The organism is Kitasatospora sp. HUAS MG31 (assembly GCF_040571325.1).
In the GTDB taxonomy this organism is placed as follows: Bacteria; Actinomycetota; Actinomycetes; order Streptomycetales; family Streptomycetaceae; genus Kitasatospora; species Kitasatospora camelliae.
Window position 1 is genome coordinate 1300957 of record NZ_CP159872.1, and the last position, 19466, is coordinate 1320422.

Below are 19466 nucleotides of genomic sequence, written 5' to 3' on the forward strand. Positions count from 1 at the left end.
CCACCGTCCGACCCCTCCACCGTCCGAGAGGCACCCCACCGATGAGCACCCCCGACCGCCCCGCCCCCTCCCCGGTCGACCACCGCGCCGCCGTCGCGACCGAGACCGCCCGGTTCGTGGCGGCGGTCAAGGGCGCCGACCCGGCGACCCCGGTCCCCAGCTGCCCGGGCTGGACCCTGGCCGACCTGATCCGGCACGCCGGCAGCGTGCAGCGCTGGTTCTCCGTCCTGCTGCGCGGGCGCATCCAGGAGCCCCCGCGCAGCCGCGACGTCGACCTGCGGCTGCCGGTGGGCGAGGACGGCTGGGCCGACTGGCTGGCCGACGGCGCGACCGAGGCGGCGGGCGCGTTCGCGGCCACCGACCCCGACACCCCGATGTGGGCCTGGGGAGCCGACCACCACGCCCGGTTCTGGGCGCGCCGGATGCTGTTCGAGACCCTGGTTCACCGGGTCGACGCCGAGCTGGCGCTGGGGATCCGGCCCCGGATCGACCGTGCGCTCGCGGCGGACGGCGTGGACGAGTTCCTGGTGAACCTGCCGTTCGCCGGCCTCTTCGCCCCCAAGGTGGCCGACCTGCGCGGCGACGGCGAGACCATCCGGTTCCGGTCCACCGACGGGGACGGCGACTGGCTGATCCGCCTGCGGCCCGACGGCTTCGGGCTCGACCCGGCGGGCGGAGGGGTGGACGCCGATGCGACCGTCCGGGGAGCCGCGGCCGATCTGCTGCTGCTCGTCTACGGCCGCCTCCCCCTCGACGCCGAGGCCCTCGACCACACGGGAGACCGCGAGCTGCTGGCCCGCTGGTTCGCTAACTCCGCGTTCTGAACACGACCGCGCCGAACCCGACCGCGGCGAACCCGACCGCGCGCCCCCGGCGCCGGTCGGCCGTTCAGAACAGCCCGGCGCCCCATCCCCCGCGCCATTCGTTGGCGAGCATCGCGTAGACGAGGGTGTCCCGCCACGTGCCGTCGGAGCGCCGGGCATGGCGGCGCAGCGGGCCCTCGCGGACGGCGCCGAGGCCCGACAGGGCGAGCTGGGCGCGGATGTCGAGGTGGTCGATCTGCCACTGGACCCGGCCGAAGGCCAGGTGCTCGAAGGCGTGGCGGAGCAGCAGGAGCTGGGTCTCGGCCGTCACCGGGGTGTCCCAGGTGGATCGCGCGGCCCAGTGCCAGCCGATGTCCAGGCGCTCGTCGGCGACCGCGACGTCCGTGTACGCGACCCATCCGGCGGCGCGCTCGGTGCCGGCCGGGATGATCGCGAACATCACCGCCCCGCCCGCGGCCTGCTGGGCCAGCCGCTGTTCGACCAGCATGGTCATCTCGCCGAGGGTGTAGGGCGTGACGACGGGAAGCCACTGCCAGAGGCCGTCGTCGCAGCTTCCGGCGAGGTGCAGGTCCGGTACGTGCGCCGCGGTCAGGGGTTCCAGCCGGGTGTACCGGCCGTGGAGGACGACGGGCGCTGGGGGCCGTGGTGCCATGCCGAGCAGGCTAACCCCCGACCGCGATTCTTCCCAGGGGTCGGCCGGGCTCCGGCTCGTTCGCCGGGACGCCGGGACGCCGGTCGGCGCAGGCGTCCTGCCGGGCGGCCGCAGGAGCGGGTCCGGTGACACGGTGTGAGCCCGTCGGGAGGCCGAGCCCCGGTTGACAGAAGGTTCGCTCACGAAGCTACGTTGGGTTCCAGGTCTGTCACCTGTCGTGACACATCCCTGCCTGTCACCCCATCGCGAGGAGCCCGAGCGTGACCGCGACCCCCACCCCTCCCACCCCCGAACCGCCGAACCCCGTCGTCGAAGGCACCGCCGGCGACCGCGCCCGCTGGCAGACCTGTCGGCAGCTGGCGCGCGAGCTGCTGCTGGTCGGTCCGGACGACGAGGACCTGAAGCTGCGCTACCTCGACGTCCTGATCAAGGACGGCATCCCGGCGACGGACGAGCCCAAGGACGTGCTGATCGTCGGCGCGGGCATCGCGGGCCTGGTCGCCGGGAAGCTGCTCAAGGACGCCGGACACAACGTCACCATTCTGGAGGCCAACGCCAGCCGGGTGGGCGGGCGGATCAAGACCTTCCGTACCGCCGAGGACGCGACCGACGGGCCGTTCCACGATCCGCTGCAGTACGCGGAGGCCGGCGCCATGCGGCTGCCGAGCTTCCACCCGCTCACCCTCGCCCTGGTCGACCGCCTCGGTCTGGACCGGCAGCTGTTCTTCAACGTCGACGTCGATCCGGACACCGGCAACCAGAACGCGCCCGTCCCGCCGGTGGTCTACGAGTCCTTCGAGCCCGGCAAGGTCTGGAAGTACGGCGCGGACAGCCCCGACTTCCGCGAGCCGGCCAAGCGCTTCAACTCCTGGATCCGCACCAACCGGCTCCAGGCCCGCCGCAAGGACTACGCCGCCGACCCGAGCTGCGTCAACGAGGCCTTCCACCTCACCGGCGACGAGGTGCGGATCACCGCCGCCGACATGGTCAACCAGGCCCTGGAGCCGGTCCGCGACTACTACTCGGTGATCCGGGACGGCAAGCGGGTGAACAAGCCGTTCGCCGAGTGGCTGGACGGCTGGGCCCGGGTGATCCGCGACTTCGACGGCTACTCGATGGGCCGCTTCCTGCGCGAGTACGCGGGCTTCAGCGACGAGGCCATCGAGGCGATCGGCACGATCGAGAACATGACCTCGCGGCTGCACCTGGCCTTCTTCCACACCTTCCTGGGCCGCAGCGACATCAACCCCGGCGCCACCTACTGGGAGATCGCGGGCGGCAGCTGGCGGCTGCCCGCCGAACTCGCCGACGAGCTCCGGAAGGAGCTCGTGATGGGCGAGCGGATGATCCGGATGGAGTACTGGGACCCGCGCCGCGACGGCGGGGGTGCGCGGAACGTCGGCCCGATCGGGCCGCAGGTCGCCGTCGAGACCGTCCCCGAGGACGACCCGCAAGCCGAACCCACCGTCTGGAAGGGCGACTTCGCGATCGTCACGGTCCCGTTCTCCGCCCTGCGGTTCGTCCAGGTGACACCGCCGTTCTCCTACAAGAAGCGTCGGGCGATCATCGAGACCCACTACGACCAGGCCACCAAGGTGCTGCTGGAGTTCTCCCGCCGGTGGTGGGAGTTCACCGAGGCGGACTGGAAGGCCGAACTCGATTCCATCGCACCCGGCCTGTACGAGTACTACCAGCGGGCGGGCGAGGACGACGCCGAGGCGGCCGTCGCCGCCGCCCACAATGGCCACCGGCCCCCGCGCGACCTGCCGGACGTGCTGCTCGGCGCCCACACGAGCGTGGACGAGAGCCGGATCAGCCGGGGCCAGCGGGAGGTGTACCAGCACACCCCGCTGCTGCGGGCGAGCGTGCGCCCCGCCACCGACTGCTTCGGCGGCGGCTCGACCACGGACAACCCGAACCGCTTCATGTACTACCCCTCCCACCCGGTGCCCGGCGCCGAGGGCGGTGGCGTGGTGCTGGCCAGCTACAGCTGGTCGGACGACGCGGTGCGCTGGGACTCCATGGAGGACGACGAGCGGTACGTGTACGCGCTGCGCAACCTCCAGTCGGTGCACGGCCGGCGGATCGAGGTGTTCTACACCGGCTACGGCAAGACCCAGAGCTGGCTGCGCGACCCGTACGCCTTCGGGGAGGCGGCGGTGTACACCCCGCACCAGATGACCAGCTTCCACCTCGACGTGGTCAAGCCGGAGGGCCCGGTGCACTTCGCCGGCGAGCACGTCTCGCTCAAGCACGCCTGGATCGAGGGCGCGGTGGAGACCGCCGTCCGGGCGGCCATCGCCGTGCACGAGGCGCCTGCGCCGCCGGCCCCGGCCCACCCCGAGACCCGGCCCGAGGTGCAGCTCCGCCGGGATAGCCGGCAGGAGGCGGTGCGCAGATGAGCGGCGACGACGAGTGGACGGTGGCCCGCTACCTGGCCACCCGGCTGGAGCAGGTGGGCATCCGGTACCTGTTCGGGGTACCGGGGGACTTCCTCGGCCCGTTCCTGACGATCATGCAGGCGACCACCGGGGTGCGCTGGATCGGCACCCCGACGGAGATGGGCGGCGGCTACGCCGCGGACGCCTACGCCAGGGTGCGGGCCGCCGACGTCGCTCCGGGCGGGCGCGAGGCGGGCGTCGGAGCCGTCGCGGTGACCTACGGCGTGGGCGCGTTCAGCCTGCTCAACAGCGTCGGCGGCGCGTACGTCGAGGACGTGCCGCTGATCGCGATCAACGCGGCGCCGTCCTACGAGCAGTGGCTCAACCAGCAGGCGGTCGGCCTGCTCACCTCGCACATGAGCCCGCGCCGGGAGAGCAACCTGGACGTCTACCGGCAGGTCACGGTGGACGCGCAGGTGCTCTCCAACCCCGGGCTCGCGCCCTCGCAGATCGACGGCGCGATCACCGCGTGCCTGACCGAACGCAAGCCCGTCTACCTGGAGGTGATGGAGGACCTCTGGCACGCGCCGTGCGCGCCTCCGAAGGGCGAACTCCGCGCCCACGAACGCCCGTTCACCCAGCGGAACCAGCAGATGCTGGACAAGGCCGTCGCGGCGGCGGTGGAGCTGATCAGGACGTTCGGCACCCCCATCGTCTGGGCCGGCGAGGAGTTGGTCCGGTACCGGCTGGAGGACGAACTGCTGGAGTTCGTGCAGGCCACCCGGATGCAGTTCTGCACCACGGTCGGCGCGAAGTCCGTGGTGTCCGAGCGGCACCCGCTGTTCGCCGGCGTCTACAACGGGAAGGCGAGCCTGCCGGAGATCCGGAGGACCTTCAAGAACGCGGGGTGCCGGATCGGCCTGGGGACCTGGTCCACGTCCAAGAACCTCGGCGGCGACCAGGCCATCGGCGACGACTGGATCGTGGCGGCCCGGGACGGCGTCAGCGTCGGCGCCCGGTACTTCCCCGAGGTCCAACTCGGCCGGTTCATCCCGGCGTTGCGCACCGCGCTGGCGGGACAGACCTTCCCCGACGACCACTTCGCGCTGGCGCACGCGGCGGGCCTGGACGTCCCGGCCAGCAGGGCCGAGTTCCTGGACTCGCTGAGCGGCGACCGGTACCCCGAGGAGCTGACCTACGACAGCTTCTTCCAGCACGTCAACTCCTTCCTGGAGGAGCGGGCCACCGGCGGCGACCCCGACGCCCCTTCGCCGTTCACGGTGGTCTCGGACGCGGCGTTCGCGCTGCTCGGCTCGATGAACCTGCGGATCACCGAGCGGGCCGGCTTCCTGGCGCAGAACAGCTGGCTGTCCATCGGCTACTCCGTCGGCGCGGCCACCGGCGTCGCCCTGGGCCGGCAGGAGCCGATGAAGCGCCCGCTCGTCTTCGTCGGGGACGGCTCGTTCCAGGAGATCTGCCAGGAGCTGTCCACCCAGGTGCGCCACCACCTGCGGCCGGTGGTCTTCGTCCTGGACAACGAGGGCTTCTACGGCATCGAGCAGATGCTGGTCAGCCCCTGCTACTACCGGGAGAGGCCGTCCGACGGGGCCGACTTCTACAACGTGCTGCACCCGTGGCGGTACGAGAAGCTGGCCGAGGTGTTCGGCACGGAGAAGGACCGGATGCACGGGTTCGAACTCGCCACCCACGCCGAGCTCGACGCCCTCCTGCGGGACATCGCCGATCCCGGCAACGACATCAACCACGCGCCGATCCTGGCCCGCGTCCGGCTCAGCCGGCACGACTACCCGAGGGCGCTCCAGTACAAGATCGACGAGAACTGCCCGTAGCCGCGCACGCCCACCGGCCCCCGTCGAGGACGGGGGCCGGTGCCATGCCGGACGGCGCCGGTCCGTCAGGCGCGACGGCGCAGGCGGGGGATCCGGTCGAAGACGGCGGCGAGTCTGGCCGCCTGGTCGAAGAGCTGGGCCGGCCGTGAGCGGTCGCCGTCCAGGTGCGTCAGCGTCTCCATCCCGAGGTAGAACGCGACGGCGGCGCTCGCCACCACCGGGACCTCGACCAGGGAGGCCAGCGGCTTGCCGCGCAGCAGCGTGGTCAGCACCTCCTCGGCCAGCTCCTCCCAGCGCCGCGTCTCCAGCAGCAGCCGTTCGGCCACCCTGGAGTCGGGACGGGCGCCCGCGTAGATCTCCTGGACGGCGGCGATGTGCCCGGACTCGGTGTCCTCGTCGTACAGCTCACGGAGCAGCTCGACCACGCGCGCGCCCCGGTCCACCCCGGACAGCTCGGAGCGGTACCGGCGGGCCCGGGCCTCGCAGGTGTGGATCAGCGTGGCCACCACCAGGTCGTCCAGGTCGGCGAAGTGGTAGTAGATGACGCCGGGCGCGAAGCCGCCGCACTGGGCGATCGCCCGGGCGGTGGTGCCGCCGTAGCCGTTGCGGACCAGGCTGGCGAGGGTGGCGTCCAGGATCCGGTTCCGGGTCTCGGCGCCCCGGCCGTCGGCGCCGCGGGCCTCAGACAACGCGCACCGGCCGGACGCCGTTGGCCGCGAGGTACGGGTCCAGCCGGCGTGCCAGCTCCGGCAGGTGGTGGCTGGGCACCTGGGGGTAGAGGTGGTGCTCCAGGTGGTAGGTGAGCTCCAGGAAGAGCGCCGGGACCACCCGGCCCCGCAGCGTCCTGGTCCGGGTCAGCGGCGTGTCACCGTAGTCGTGGTGCGGCAGGTACACCGTCAACAGCGGGTACACCCAGCTTCCTACGATCATCATCACCGCGTACGTCAACACCCCAGGAGCATAAGGCCAGAGCAGTGTCCCGCCCACCACTGCGGTGACCGGTGCGGCCGCCTCGGCCAGCAGCCAGCCGCGGTCCTTGCCGCGTCGGAAGGACCACCACCACAGGCGGACCAGGAAGACCGGGCCGTGCAGCAGCGCGCCGAGGAAGGACAGGTCGGCGGGATGGCCCTCGGGGTCGTCGGGGTGCGGGAAGTACCGGTGGTGCTGGGTGTGGGTGGCCCGGTAGGCGTGACCGCTCTCCAGCAGCACCAGGCCGGTGGCGAACAGCGCCCACTCGGTGGCCCGTTGGGACAGGCCGATGGTGCGGTGCACCACGTCGTGGGTGACGTTGACGACGGCGACGAAGACCAGGAAGGCGACCAGCGGGGTGAGCCACCACCAGCCCGCCCAGGCCACGCCCGCGAAGCACAGCACCCCGGCGAACGGACGGGCCAGCGCCACCGCCCGGCGGCGGCGCGAGGTGACCAGCAGATCGGTGCCGAGTTCGGCCAGGGTCGGTGCGGTCACCTGCGGTGTCCCTTCTCGCGGAGGACGCCCTCGGCGACGATCCGGCTGCCCAGCACGCAGGCCACCGTGCCCAGTCCGGGCCAGGTCGAGTCGCCGACCAGCCACAGCCCGGGGCCGCCGAGGTCGTGCGGGACGGCGAACTGGTTGGTGTTGCGCAGCCGCTGGCGCGGTCCGCCGACCGCCCCGCCCGGGCGGAACCCGAACCGCTGGTAGCTGCGCGGCGTGCCGGTCTGCGCGAACACCGCCCGGCGGCCCAACTCCGGGTAGGCGCGCCGGGCGTGGCCGATCAGCCGCTCGCCGATCTCCTTCTTGCGCAGGGCGTACTCGCCCTCGTCGAGCCCGGTCCAGGCGGCCAGCTCGGTGTGGGTGGAGATCATCACGGCCCGGTGGCCGGGCGGGGCGCTGACCTCGTCCCCCGGCGCGGAGACGGAGACGAACATGTTGTTCCCGTCCCCCAGCGGCACGTCGTACGACTGCAGCAGCTGGTGGTGGGTGAGGTCCTGCCCGGCCACCTCCTCCTCGGGCACTCCGAGGAAGACCACGCAGGCGCCGCCCAGCGCCTCCTCGTCGCGTGCCAGGTACGGCCGCAGCCGGCCGGCGACCGGGAGCGCGGCGCAGAGCCGGGCCGTGGTGGCGGCCGGGACCGCGCAGACCAGGCGACCCGCGGTGACCGCGCCCCGCCGTGTCTCCAGCCGGTACTCCCCCGGGCCGCCGGTCACCCGGGACACCTCGCAGCCCACCCGGAGCGAGCCGCCGAGCGCCCGGTAGTGGGCCACCAGCACCCGCCAGAAGCCGTGCATGCCGCCGAGGTGCCGGCTCAGCCCGGCGCCCCGGATGGTCACGCCGAGTGCCGCGTTGATCAGCGGCGCCTCGTCGATCCCGGCGTGCACGGTGTCCTCGACCAGCATGCCCAGCAGCCCGACCAGCGGCGCGTCGGCCCGTAGGCCGTGGCTGCGCAGGGCGTCCCCGAGCGTCCGGTTGAGGTGACGGGCGAGCGGCAGGCCCGCGAGACCGACCGCGCGCAGGTCCCGCAGCGCGGTGGCGGGTCCGCGCACCGGCAGCCGGACGCCGGCCCGGCTGGCCCGCCAGAAGGTGTCCGCCAGGCGGTCCAGCAGCGCCCAGAAGCGCCGGTGCCGCTCGGTGTCGCCGAGCATCCGCAGCCGTTCGGCGTGCCAGGCGGCCGGGTCGCGGTGCAGCACCACCTCGCGGTCGGGCAGGAAGGCCCGGTAGCCCGGCAGCGTCTGCGCCTCCAACGGGCCGATGCCGACGCTCTCCAGCAGTTCGGCCCCGACCCCGCCGGGCTCGAAGTCGACCAGGGTGGTCGCCCCGACGTCGAAGGAGAAGCCCCGCTTGCGGTAGTACCCGGCGCAGCCGCCGGCGTGGCCGTGCGCCTCCAGCACCACCGTGGACAGGCCGGCGGCCTGGAGCCGGAGCGCGGTCGCCATGCCCGCCATGCCGCCGCCGATCACCGCCACATCGGCACGGGACTCGATCTGAACGTTCGTTCTGAACATGCGTTCAGCATGCGGCCGTGTCTGAGTACGCGTCAATACCCGGCGATGTCATCGCAGTTCAGAGCACCCGCGGACCGGTGGACGGCGCCCGGCCTGACTGGTGGCGGGGTCGAGCGGCGCCGCGCGACGGGTCAGCGCGACGCCGCCGGGACGGTCACCGGCGACGACCCGCCGGGCACCAGCAGGTGCGGAGTCCCGCTGCCGTCCGCCGGCACGCTCCAGACGTCGGTGCCCTTCCCGTCCCGGGCCGGCAGCGCGTACCCGAGCGTCTCCCCAAGCCAGGACGCCTGGTCGTCCACGCTGCGCGACTCGGCCACCGGGTGCTCCTGCAGTCCCGCCAGGTCCAGGACGTGGAGCCGCCAGGGCGCCGCCGGGTCGGCCGAGACCTTCTTCTTGAAGGCGATCCTGGTGCCGTCCGGCGAGAGTGAGGGGCACTCCACGTTCTCCCGCAGGGTGCGGGCCGACCAGGCCCGGAGGTCGCCCTCGACCAGGTGGGTCCGGCCGCCGGTCGAGACGGTGGCGTAGAAGCGGTTGTCGTCGGAGGCGAAGGTGATGCCCCAGTAGTTGACGTCGGCGGCGTGGTGGCGGGCACCGTCGACGGTCAGCGGGATGGACTCGACCGACTTGACCAGGTAGCCGGTGCGCAGGTCGAGGATCGACGTCCGGGTGGAGAAGGTCCCCGCCGCGTAGGAGTCCCCCACGGCGAAGGTGGTCCAGGCGAGCAGCCGCCCGGAGGCCGACACCCGGGCCCGGTTCGGGATCCCGGGCACCGTCACCGCCTGGAGCTCGGTGAACCGCCGGTCGTACACCACCGCCCGGGTCCGGGCCGGGGTGCCGGGCAGCGCCAGCAGGCACAGCGCCCGGTCTCCCCCGGTGTGGAAGCGGGCGCAGGACGGCCCGTCCGCCGGCCCCGGGCTGCGGGCGACCCGTCCGGTGGCGGCGTCCCGGTAGTAGAGCCCGGGCTCGTCCAGGGTGAACGAGTTCTCCGCGGCGGCGAGCGGCTGCCCGCCGCCGCGCTGCCGGGCGTGCAGCACGTACCCGAGCGAACCGCCCAGCAGCACCAGGGCGGCCACGATCACCACCACGGAACGCGCCTTCACGAGCTCTCCCTTCCCGGCAGGATCCGCCAGGCGGCGACGAGGGCGGCGGCCAGCCCGAGCGCGGCCACCGCCAGGGCCGGGCGCGGCCCCCACCAGGTCCAGGCGGCACCGAAGCCGGCCGCGCCGACCAGCCGGGCCAGCGCCTGGCCGGTCTGCAGCACCGCGAGCCCGCCCGCTCGGCCGTCGGGCGGCAGCACCGGCCCGGCCAGGGCCATCAGCACGCCGTCGGTGGCGGCGTAGAAGACGGCGAGGAGCACCAGGACGAGGACGGCGGCCGGCCATCCGGGCGGGGCCATCAGGGTGAGGTAGGCGGTGAGCAGCGCGACGTGCCCGCAGAGGAACGGGAGGCGCCGCCCGGTCCGGTCCGCGATCCGGCCCGCCGGTACGGCCAGCAGCAGGTAGCCGGCGGCGGCGCCGAGCGGCAGCAGCGGGAAGAGCAGGGGCGGCAGGTCCAGGCCGCGTTGGAGCAGGAGGTAGAGGAAGGAATCGCCGATCGTCACCGCCCCCAGGAGCGCGGCGGCCGTGACGACCCGGCGGAACACCGGATCGCCGAGGGCCCTGCTCCTGTTCCTGCTGCGTCCGGTGGGCCCCGATCCGGCGGCCGCCCCCGCCACGCCGGCCCCGGCCCCCGCCGCGCCGGCCCCCGCCCCCGCCCTCGCTCCCGCCGGGACGAACAGGAACAGCACCAGCACGCCGAACAGCCCCGTGGCGAAGCTGACCGCGAAGACCGCGTCGTACGCGTCCGCCGTCGCCCACAGCACCGCGAACGCGACCACGGGACCGAGCAGCGCCCCGGTGGTGTCCATCGCCCGGTGGACGCCGAACGCCCGGCCGAGCGCCTCCGGCGGTGCGCTGAGCGAGATCAGCGCGTCCCGCGGCGCGGTCCGCACGCCCTTGCCGAGCCGGTCGGCGGCCAGCGCGGCGGCGATCCCGCCGGCGGCCCCGCCGGCCAGCAGCAGCCCGAGCCGTGAGAGCGCCGAGAGCAGGTAGCCGGCTCCGGCGATCGTCCGGTGCCGGCCTCCGCCGTGGTCGGCGAGCCGGCCGCCGAGCAGCCGGACCAGCGCCGTGGCACCGTTGAACAGCCCGTCGAGGAAACCGAATTGCAGGGGCGAGAGGCCGAGCCCCAGCACCAGGTAGAGCGGCAGCACGGCCGTGACCATCTCCGAGGAGACGTCGGTGACCAGGCTGACCGCGCCGAGGGCGATGACCGTGCCGGGGACGCGCCGCCTTGTCCCGGCGGGGCGGGACGGCGCGTCCGTACGGCGGCCGGTGGTGGCCAGGTACATCATCAGTGGCAGCTGTACTTGGGGCTGGTGTCCTTGACCTGGCCGTCCGTGCCGACGTAGGTCCAGCCGTAGCCGGAGTCGGTGAACTCCAGCTTCAGCACGCCGTAGTCGCCGCTGATCCGCTTCTGGCTGTTCGGCTGGACCTGCTCGATCGGGTAGGGCTCGGCGCCGCCCATCCCGCCGACGATCTCGACGATGCCGTCGGCGGTGGCCTTCCCGTCCGGGTCCTGCGGGGCGAACCGCTCGTAGTGGTGGTCGTGCCCGTTCAGCACAAGGTCGGCCCTGGCGCCGTAGAGGATCTTCCACACCGGCCGGGAGACCGGGTCGTTGCCGTGCCCGCCCGAGGAGTACAGCGGGTGGTGCCAGTAGGCGGCGACGCACTTCCTCGTGTTGGCCGCCAGGTCGGCCTTGAGCCAGTCGATCTGGGCGCTCTGGTCGAAGGCGTTGGAGTCCAGCGCGACGAAGTGCCAGTTGCCCTCGTCGAAGCTGTACCAGCTCTTGCCCTGCGGGAAGGCGATGCTGCCGAAGTACGCCTTGTAGCCGGCGAGCGACCCGGCCGGGTCGTAGGTCTCGTGGTTGCCCGGCACCGGGTGGGTCTTCGCCTTGAACGCCCCCCAGCTCTTGTCGTAGTAGTTCCGGAAGTCCGCCAGCCGGGCGTCGTCGTACTGGTTGTCACCCATCGTCAGGTAGAACCTCGGGTTGATCCGCTGGGCCAGCGCGGCGGTCTTCGGATGGGCGCAGCCGCTGTCCGAGGCGGTGCACTGCGCGGCGATGTCACCCGCGGCCACCACGGTGAACGTCCCGCCCGGCGTGGTGGTCCCGGTCGGCGACGGGCTGCCGTCGGGCACCCCGTACACCTGCATCTCGAACAGCGAGTACCCGTAGGACGTCCCGCGCGCCGTCCCGTACATCCGGACGTAGCGGCCCTTGGCGCCCAGCGCCGGCCAGTCGTCCGTCCCGCCGTTCCCGGCCTTCTCCTCCGCCACCGCCGTCCAGGTCGCCCCGTCCGCCGACACCTCCAGCCGGTACGCCTTCGCGTAGGCGGCCTCCCAGTTCAGCTTCACCCGCGAGACGGCGGCGTTCCCTCCGAGGTCCACCCGCAGCCACTGCGGGTCCTCCCCCTCCGCACTCGCCCACCGCGTGGAGGTGCTGCCGTCGAACGCCTTCCCCGCCGCGTACGACGGCCCCTCGGTGGAGGAGGCCGTCGCGGCCTTCCCCTGCGAGATCAGCGGATCGCCCGCCGCCCCCGCCCGCTCGGACCAGCCGAGCAACAGGCCGCCGAGCAACGCGAGCACGGCGGCGACGACTCCGACACGAACAGGCCTTGCCGAGACACCCAAACGCATCCCTGACTCCATGACCTCGAGAAACGGCGAGAGCTGGACTCCGGTCCCCACCACACGAACGCACCGGCAAGCGGCGACCGGGTCACCGCAGCGGCCGGGTCAGAGCTCTCGCTGAGCGCGTCACGCCCCTGGGGCACGGGCGCCGCGCCAAGCCGCCAGCCGACAGCGTAATAGAAAGGAAAGTTACCTATCAATAGTGCGGCGGCGCCGCCCCATCGGCCCGAGCGCCCTACGGGGAGGCCGGATTGACGATCCGTCACCCTTCCCCGCGATGGCCGGCGCGGTCGTCAGCCGAGCGTCGGATCCACCCACGGCGGCCGGCCTTGGCCCCGCGCCGATACGATCACCACGTGATCAGAACAGGACGGTTGTCGACGACCCATGAGGCGGCGATCCGGCGATGGCTGCCGATCGGGCTGCGGACGGCCGCGTTCCTGCTGGTGCCGTGGATCGTGGTGCTGGCCCTGTCGGTCCGCCGCTTCGGCGCCCGCAACCTCGCCAACTCCTGGGTCTGGCTGGACGTCATCGAGGTGGCGGCCCTGCTGCTGCTCGCCGCACTGGTGCGCCGCCGCCACCGGGCCACCAGCCCCCTGGCCGCCGCCACCGCCGTCCTACTGGCGATGGACGCCTACTTCGACATCTGGTCCGCACACCGCGGTCAGGACTACCTGCTCGCCCAGGTCCTCGCCTACTGCGCCGAGTTGCCCGCTGCGACGGCCCTCGCCCTCCTCTCCTCCTACTCGCTCCGCTGGGCGGCCCCGGGACCGGCCGCGCCGTAGAACGGCGGCCGGCCGGACGCCTCCGCACACCGCCCGCCTCGCGCCGGGGGCGACGGCCGGACAGCCGGTCACCGACCGTGTCCGACCGGACGCCGCTCATGGGCTGCGATGGTGCCCGTGGACCGACGGGGGCAGGCTGAGAGGTGCACCGCGCGACGGACGGCCGACCGGACCCGTAGCCGTACGGGCCGCGTCTGCCGCACGCAACGCCGCGCACCGAGTCCTCGGAGGTCACCCATGACCGATCCCGTTGCCCACCACACGGTCGGCCCGGTCGTGGTCGGCACGGACGGTTCGCCCCAGGCCCGGCACGCCGTGACCTTCGCGCTCCGCGAGGCCCGGATCCGCGCCACCGGTCTGCGGGCGGTCTGCGCGTACGAGTACACCCCCACCCGGCGGTCCGGCTTCGAATGGACGGTCTCCTCCGGCCCCGACAGCGGCCCCATCCCCCAGCAGCGCGATCTCGTCCTGCAGGCCGTGGCCGACTCCGTCCAGGAACTCCAGGAGCAGCTCGGCGAACCGTTCCTGGAGGTGGAGATCGTCTGCGAACCCGGCCGCCCGGCGCAGGTCCTCCTCGAAGCGAGCAAGGACGCTGGCCTGCTGGTGGTCGGCTCCCGAGGATCGGGCGCCTGGGGCCGCCTCGCCCTCGGATCGACCAGTACCGAGGTCGTCCACCACGCCCGCCTCCCGGTCGTCGTCGTCCCGGCGGAACACGACACCGAACCTTCCTGACGCGCCGGCGTCCGGGACGACCGACTCAGCCGCGACCGCCTTCCCGGCGCCGCCCGCCGGACCGCGACGCCGCCCCCACCTGCCGGTCGGTCCTAGGTCGCCTCCAGGAGGAACGTCGCGATGTCGTCGGCGCGTTGGCCGGACCGCTGGGCGGCGGCCACCAGATCCGTCGCCACCGTTTCCAGGTCGAGGGTCGCACGGTCGAGCTGCCGGGCCACGGTGGCGATCCCCTCGTCGAAGTCCACGCCGGGTGACTCCACCAGGCCGTCGGTGTAGAGCAGCATCAACGCGCCGACCTCGAAAGGCACTTCGGTGATCGGGTACATGGCGGTGGCGTCGACGCCCAGCGGCGGGCCGGGCGGGATGTCCAGGAGCTCGGTGGCCGACCGGCCGGGCGGCCGCAGCAACGGCGGCGGGTGTCCGGCGCTGACCAGGAAGGCCCGGTGCGCGGCGAGGTTCAGGTGCGCGTACAGGCACGTGGTGAAGAGGCCCGGATCGAGGTCGCACAGCAGCCGGTTGGCCCGGAGGAGGACCTGGTCGGGGGCGGCACCCGCGGTGGCGTGGACGGCGGTGCGGACCTGGCTCATCAGGGCGGCGGCCGGGACGTTGTGGCCCTGGACGTCGCCGATCACGGCGGCGGCCGTGGTCGAGCCCAACCGGATGAGGTCGTAGAAGTCCCCGCCGATGTCCATGCCCCGGGTCGCGGGCAGGTAGCGGGCCGCCACCCGCAGGCCGTCGACCGTCGGCAGGGCGTGGGGCAGCAGGGCCCGCTGGAGATCGTGGGCGAGCCGGCTCTTCGTGTCGTACAGGTGCGCGCGGTCGAGAGCCTGGGCGATCAGTCCGGCCAGTGAGGTCAGGACGGTGCGCTCGTCGGCCGCGAAGCGGTGTGGCTGGTCGTAGGCGAGCAGGCAGCAGCCCACCGGACGGCCGGAGGTGATGAGCGGCAGCACGGCCCAGGCCTTCTTACCGGTGACCTGCGGGACTTCCGGGAAGGCGCGGGACAGCTCCTCGGGGCTGTCGAAGAACCCGGGCACCCCGGTGGTGAGGGCACGGGTCATCGGGGCGGTGCGCTCGTCCAGGGGGATCTCGTGGAAGCGTGCGATCTCCGCGGCGCTGTATCCCCGGTAGCCGATCACCTGGAGGCGGCCTTCCGCGGCACTGATCATGGCGAGCGCCTGGGCGTCGAAGGCCGGCAGGATCTGCTCGGCCACCAGGGCGATCACGTCGTCGACGGTGACGGCCTCGGTGAGGGCCGCCGCCAGGTGCATGATCTGGTAGAGCTGGCCGGCGCGGGACACCGGGGTGGGCCGGTGCCGGCCGGGGGCGGGGGAGGGTGCCGGGCCGCCGCTGGTCGGGGTGATGCGCACGCTGATCCCGTTGCCGTCCGGGTAGAGCCGGAAGTCCATCCACCGGTCCGGTGGACGCATCGCGGTGAACGCCGCGGGTTGCCGGCTGAAGATCGTCGCCCGGTACCGGTCCTCGAATTCGGGGGCGTCCAGCCAGGGCAGGGCCCGCCACGGGATCGCGCCCAGCAGCTGCTCCTTCCCGGCTCCGAGCAGGGCACAGGCCGTTTCGGTGACGAAGGTGATCCGCCCGTCGAGATCGAGTGCGCAGCTGCCGCCCGGGAGGCGTTCCGCGAAGGCGGTCGCGGCGGCCTCGGGCAGCTCGGCGGCTGCCAGCCGGCGGGGAAGGATGCGGGGTCTCAGGGGCGCCGTGATGGGTTGCCGGGCGGCTTCGGCACCGGCCAGCAGCTCGGCGAGCCGGTCGCACCCGGCGACGATCGGATCACGGTCGGCTGCGGCGAGCTGCGACGAGCGGGAGCCGGGCCACATCAACAGCAACGCACCCCACCGCCGCCCCTCGCCGCGGATGGGGGCGGCCGCGATCGCGAAGTGGTACGGCGTCGCGATGGCGAGACGCGGGTACAGGCGGGCGAAGTCCTCATGGCTGCCGGACCACACCGTCCTGCCGTCCCGCACGGCGTCACTGGCAGGGGCCGGGGCCGCGAGCGCGACCCTGGTCCACGGCGCGACGAACTCGGCCGGCAGGCCCCGGACGACCGCCAGGCGCAGCACGCCTTCATCGGCTTCGTCGGCGGCTTCATCGGCCCGCAGGAGGTACACCCCGCCCGAGGACGCGCCGCACTGCGCCACCGTCTCGGTCAGGACGTCGTCCAGCCGCTCGTCCCACCCGGCCGCGTCACCGGCGGCCGGCACGAGGTCCTCCCGCACGCCGTCTCGCTTTCCGCCGCTTTCGAGGCCCGGCCCGTGGAGCGCTCCGGGCAGCTCCCACACCAGTGACGCTACGCCCGCTGCGGTGGCCGGGCACACGGACCACCCGACGCACCGGGGTCGTTCGCTCCCCGTGGTCGCCTTCGCGTACGACGCCTGGAACTGGCCGGCGGCCCGTTCCTCGATCCGGGCATCGCCGACCTGCGGGCCTCGCTCGCCCACGCCCGCGCCGGAAACCTGGAGGAACTCGCCGATCGACTCCTCCGGCAGGCCCGACGCTCCCCGCGCCGTTCCGACGACATCGCCCTGCTGCTCACCGCCTACCACCGCGAGCAGGGCCCGCAGGCCGACTGACGCGATGTTGCCGATCCCGGCACGTCAGGTCAGGTGATCCGCCCTCGGAGATACTGGCGATATGGACGCACCGCTGCCCGCGTTCGGCGAGGCCCCCGAGGATCCCTTCGCGGTGGCCCGTTCGGCATGGGCGGTCCTCGACGACCGTGGCAGGGTCGTCGGCTGGAGCGAGCGGGCCGAGGCCCTGCTCGGCTACCGGCCCGGCGAGGCGCTCGGTCGAGCGGCCGCCGAGTTCCTGGTCCACCCCGCCGATCGGGACGCGGTGCTGGACGCGGTCGCGGAGTGTGAGCGCGAGCGCGGCTGGTACGGGCTGCTGCCGGTGCTCCACCGTGGCGGCCACAGGGTGGAGCTGGGCTTCCGGGCCCGTGCCGTGACCCGGGTCGACCTGCGGTCCGAGTGGTTCCTGGTCATGGCGCCGGCCGAGGAGGTGACCCAGTGGGAGACGGACCGCTCGGTCCTGGACGGGCTGTTCAGGCGTTCCCCGATCGGCCTGTCGGTGCACGCCCCTGACCTGAGCATCCTGCGGGTCAACCGGGCGATCGCCCGGTTCAGCGCGGTCCCGGTCGAGGAGCACCGCGGCCGCCGGATGGGTGACTACCTGATCGGTCCCGACGTGGAAGCGGTCGAGACGCTGCTGCGGCGGGTCCTGGAGACGGGCGAGCCGCTGATCTTCACCGAGCTGCCCTGCCGGGTACGGCGGGAGCCCGACCGTGAGCGCATGGTGGCCGTCTCGGCCTTCCGGATGCAGGCCCCTTCAGGCCGGGTCCTCGGGGTCACCCAGATGGTGGAGGACGTCACCGACCGCCATCGGGCCCGGCACCGGCTGGCGCTGCTCAACCGGGCGAGTGCCCGGATCGGCACCACCCTGGACGTGGCGCAGACCGCCCGGGAACTGGTCGACGTCGCGGTCCCCGACCTGGCCGACGCCGTCGCGGTGGACCTTCTGGAGCCTGTGATCCGGGGCGAGGAACCCGTTTCGACGGTGTCCGGGGCGGTGCGCCGGGCGGCGCTCCAGGCGGTCGTGCAGAACGCGCTCGACGTGATGTATCCGGTCGGCGAGGTCTTCTCCTTCGATCGCCGCACGCCGCAGGCCAAGTGCCTCGACGCGCAGGAGCCGGTGCTCGAGTTCGAGTTGGAGTCCAGCCCCGGCTGGTACTTCCAGGATCCGGAGCGCTCCAGACGCGCCGTCGCCCTGGGGGCCCACTCGCTGCTCGTGGTACCGCTGATCGCCCGCGGTCTGTTGCTGGGCATCGTCAGCCTGTGGCGGGCCAGACGGCCCGAAGCGTTCGAGCAGGACGATCTCACCCTCGCCGAGGAGTTCGCGGCCCGCGCCGCCGTCTGCATCGACAACGCCCGCCGTTTCACCCAGCAGCACCAGGCGGCGCTGAGCCTGCAGCGCAGTCTGCTGCCCCACGTCCTGGCCGAGCACCGCGCCGTCGAGGTCGCGCACCGCTATCTGCCCGCCGATCCGACCGCGGGCATCGGCGGCGACTGGTTCGACGTGATCCCGCTCTCCGGCGCCCGCGTCGCCCTGGTCGTGGGCGACGTGGTCGGCCACGGCCTGCACGCCGCGGCCACCATGGGCCGACTGCGCGCCGCCGTCCACACCCTGGCCAACCTGGACCTCGCGCCGGACGAGGTGCTCTCCCATCTGGACGATCTGGTGAACCGCCTGGCCGATGAGCAGGAGGGGGCCGACGGAGGTCCACCGGCCCAGCAGATCGTCGGCGCCACCTGCCTCTACGCCGTGTACGACCCCGTCACCGGGCAGTGCACGCTGGCGCGGGCCGGCCACCTGCCACCCGCGGTGGTGACTCCGGACGGCCGCTTCGGCCTTCTGGACCTGCCTCCCGGGCCTCCGCTGGGCTTGGGCGGGCTGCCCTTCGAGGCCGCCGAACTCCAGCTCGCGGAGGGCAGCCTGCTGGCGTTGTTCACCGACGGGCTCATCGAGACGCGGGACCGCGATCTCGACATCGGGCTGCAGCGGCTGCGCGAGGCGCTGGGCCGGCCCGCCCGGCCGCTGGAGGAGACCTGCGCGGCGGTGCAGGACGCCCTGCTGCCGGGGCCCTCCCACGACGACGTCGCGCTGCTCATCGCCCGGACCCGGGTCCTGGCGGCGGAGAACGTGGCCTCCTGGGAGCTGCCCGCAGAGCCCACCGCTGCAAGCCGGGCCCGCGAGTTGACCACCGCCACGCTGGCCGCATGGGGGCTCGACCATCTGGCCTTCGCCGCCGTACTGGCCGTCAGCGAGCTGGTCACCAACGCCTACCGCTACGGCGGTGCACCGGTGATCCTGCGACTGATCCGAGACCGCTTCCTGATCTGCGAGGTCTCGGACGGCAGCAGCACCGCGCCCCACCTCCGGCGCGCCCGCATGACCGACGAGGGCGGACGCGGTCTCTTCCTGGTCGCCCAGCTCACGGAGCGCTGGGGTACGCGCTACACCCGGGACGGCAAGACCGTGTGGACCGAGCTGCCGCTGCCGTAGCCGGCCCCTACCGCGCCCGGTGGGCGGCGATCTGGGCGAAGTCGTGCAGGTACCGCCTGACGTTGTGGTCCAGCGTCCAGGCGAGGTCGGGCAGGGTGGCGTGCTGGGCGGCGATGAGGACACCGGCGGCGACGGTGAGCGCTGCGACGGCGGCGGTCACCCGTGGCCCCCGGCGAAGGACGGGGTCAGTGCGGGAGCGATCACGAGCAGCGGGCCCAGACGGATCGAGTCGGGCGACCGGATGATCACCACGAGGAGCACCACGAGGAGACCGATGGGCACCAGCACCAGGGCCGGGATGCGACCCCACGGCCTCTCGCCGGCCGAGCGCCGTTCGACGTCCATGCCCTCAAGAATGCGCCGCGCCCCGGGCCCGGTGCATCCGGCACGTGCGGGGCTCGCGGCAGGCCGCCCGTACGGCGCACCCCCCGCAGGGGAAGGAAACGACCCGAAAGCTTGTGA

Annotated in this window: 16 protein-coding genes; 6 read left to right on the top strand and 10 right to left on the bottom strand. The window is 73.3% G+C overall.

Annotation, left to right across the window (positions count from 1 at the left end; all coding sequences use genetic code 11):
• Positions 1-41: 41 nt before the first annotated feature.
• Positions 42-824 carry a maleylpyruvate isomerase family mycothiol-dependent enzyme gene (locus ABWK59_RS06225; RefSeq protein WP_354638523.1) on the top strand — a complete coding sequence of 261 codons (783 nt, stop codon included), beginning with the start codon at positions 42-44 and terminating at the stop codon, positions 822-824.
• A gap of 64 nt (positions 825-888) precedes the next feature.
• Here the strand turns inward: ABWK59_RS06225 and ABWK59_RS06230 are convergent, their stop codons facing one another.
• Positions 889-1476 carry a GNAT family N-acetyltransferase gene (locus ABWK59_RS06230; protein WP_354638525.1) on the bottom strand — a complete coding sequence of 196 codons (588 nt, stop codon included), beginning with the start codon at positions 1474-1476 and terminating at the stop codon, positions 889-891.
• A gap of 260 nt (positions 1477-1736) precedes the next feature.
• Between ABWK59_RS06230 and ABWK59_RS06235 the strand changes: the two genes are divergently transcribed.
• Both ABWK59_RS06235 and ABWK59_RS06240 read left to right on the top strand, forming a co-directional pair.
• Positions 1737-3878: a flavin monoamine oxidase family protein gene (locus tag ABWK59_RS06235; protein WP_354638527.1), complete on the top strand. Its 2142-nt coding sequence runs from the start codon at positions 1737-1739 to the stop codon at positions 3876-3878.
• Complete coding sequence (locus ABWK59_RS06240; RefSeq protein ID WP_354638529.1) at positions 3875-5707, top strand: alpha-keto acid decarboxylase family protein; 1833 nt, start codon at positions 3875-3877, stop codon at positions 5705-5707. Before ABWK59_RS06235 ends, ABWK59_RS06240 begins: the two co-directional genes overlap by 4 nt.
• A gap of 65 nt (positions 5708-5772) precedes the next feature.
• Here ABWK59_RS06240 and ABWK59_RS06245 read toward each other — a convergent pair whose 3' ends face one another.
• The 6 genes from ABWK59_RS06245 to ABWK59_RS06270 all read right to left on the bottom strand — a co-directional run bounded on the left by ABWK59_RS06245 (position 5773) and on the right by ABWK59_RS06270 (position 12369).
• Positions 5773-6396 carry a TetR/AcrR family transcriptional regulator gene (locus ABWK59_RS06245; protein ID WP_354638530.1) on the bottom strand — a complete coding sequence of 208 codons (624 nt, stop codon included), beginning with the start codon at positions 6394-6396 and terminating at the stop codon, positions 5773-5775.
• Positions 6389-7174 carry a fatty acid desaturase family protein gene (locus ABWK59_RS06250; RefSeq protein WP_354638532.1) on the bottom strand — a complete coding sequence of 262 codons (786 nt, stop codon included), beginning with the start codon at positions 7172-7174 and terminating at the stop codon, positions 6389-6391. The genes ABWK59_RS06245 and ABWK59_RS06250 overlap by 8 nt, the downstream gene beginning before the upstream one ends.
• Positions 7171-8688 carry a phytoene desaturase family protein gene (locus ABWK59_RS06255; RefSeq protein ID WP_354638535.1) on the bottom strand — a complete coding sequence of 506 codons (1518 nt, stop codon included), beginning with the start codon at positions 8686-8688 and terminating at the stop codon, positions 7171-7173. The genes ABWK59_RS06250 and ABWK59_RS06255 overlap by 4 nt, the downstream gene beginning before the upstream one ends.
• 131 nt (positions 8689-8819) lie before the next feature.
• On the bottom strand, positions 8820-9788 hold the full coding sequence (locus ABWK59_RS06260) for a hypothetical protein (protein WP_354638537.1): 969 nt from the start codon (positions 9786-9788) through the stop codon (positions 8820-8822).
• Positions 9785-11074 carry an MFS transporter gene (locus ABWK59_RS06265; RefSeq protein ID WP_354644842.1) on the bottom strand — a complete coding sequence of 430 codons (1290 nt, stop codon included), beginning with the start codon at positions 11072-11074 and terminating at the stop codon, positions 9785-9787. The genes ABWK59_RS06260 and ABWK59_RS06265 overlap by 4 nt, the downstream gene beginning before the upstream one ends.
• Before the next feature lie 2 nt (positions 11075-11076).
• Entirely contained in the window at positions 11077-12369 is a 1293-nt protein-coding gene (locus ABWK59_RS06270) for a discoidin domain-containing protein (RefSeq protein ID WP_354638539.1), read from the bottom strand.
• 419 nt (positions 12370-12788) lie between these two features.
• On the opposite strand from ABWK59_RS06270, the gene ABWK59_RS06275 reads away from it, so the two are divergent.
• Positions 12789-13199, top strand: a complete 411-nt coding sequence (locus ABWK59_RS06275; RefSeq protein WP_354638541.1) for a hypothetical protein — start codon at positions 12789-12791, stop codon at positions 13197-13199.
• A gap of 237 nt (positions 13200-13436) precedes the next feature.
• Positions 13437-13931, top strand: coding sequence for a universal stress protein (locus tag ABWK59_RS06280; protein WP_354638543.1), 495 nt, complete (start codon positions 13437-13439; stop codon positions 13929-13931).
• A gap of 92 nt (positions 13932-14023) precedes the next feature.
• Here the strand turns inward: ABWK59_RS06280 and ABWK59_RS06285 are convergent, their stop codons facing one another.
• Positions 14024-16162 carry a SpoIIE family protein phosphatase gene (locus ABWK59_RS06285; RefSeq protein ID WP_354638545.1) on the bottom strand — a complete coding sequence of 713 codons (2139 nt, stop codon included), beginning with the start codon at positions 16160-16162 and terminating at the stop codon, positions 14024-14026.
• 415 nt (positions 16163-16577) lie between these two features.
• Here ABWK59_RS06285 and ABWK59_RS06290 point away from each other — a divergent pair, with 415 nt between their 5' ends.
• Complete coding sequence (locus ABWK59_RS06290; RefSeq protein ID WP_354638547.1) at positions 16578-19004, top strand: SpoIIE family protein phosphatase; 2427 nt, start codon at positions 16578-16580, stop codon at positions 19002-19004.
• Between the two features lie 7 nt (positions 19005-19011).
• Here the strand turns inward: ABWK59_RS06290 and ABWK59_RS06295 are convergent, their stop codons facing one another.
• Positions 19012-19164, bottom strand: coding sequence for a hypothetical protein (locus ABWK59_RS06295; protein ID WP_354638549.1), 153 nt, complete (start codon positions 19162-19164; stop codon positions 19012-19014).
• Positions 19161-19349 (bottom strand): hypothetical protein, encoded by a 189-nt coding sequence (locus ABWK59_RS06300; protein WP_354638551.1) that lies wholly within the window; start codon positions 19347-19349, stop codon positions 19161-19163. Before ABWK59_RS06300 ends, ABWK59_RS06295 begins: the two co-directional genes overlap by 4 nt.
• Positions 19350-19466 lie beyond the last annotated feature (117 nt).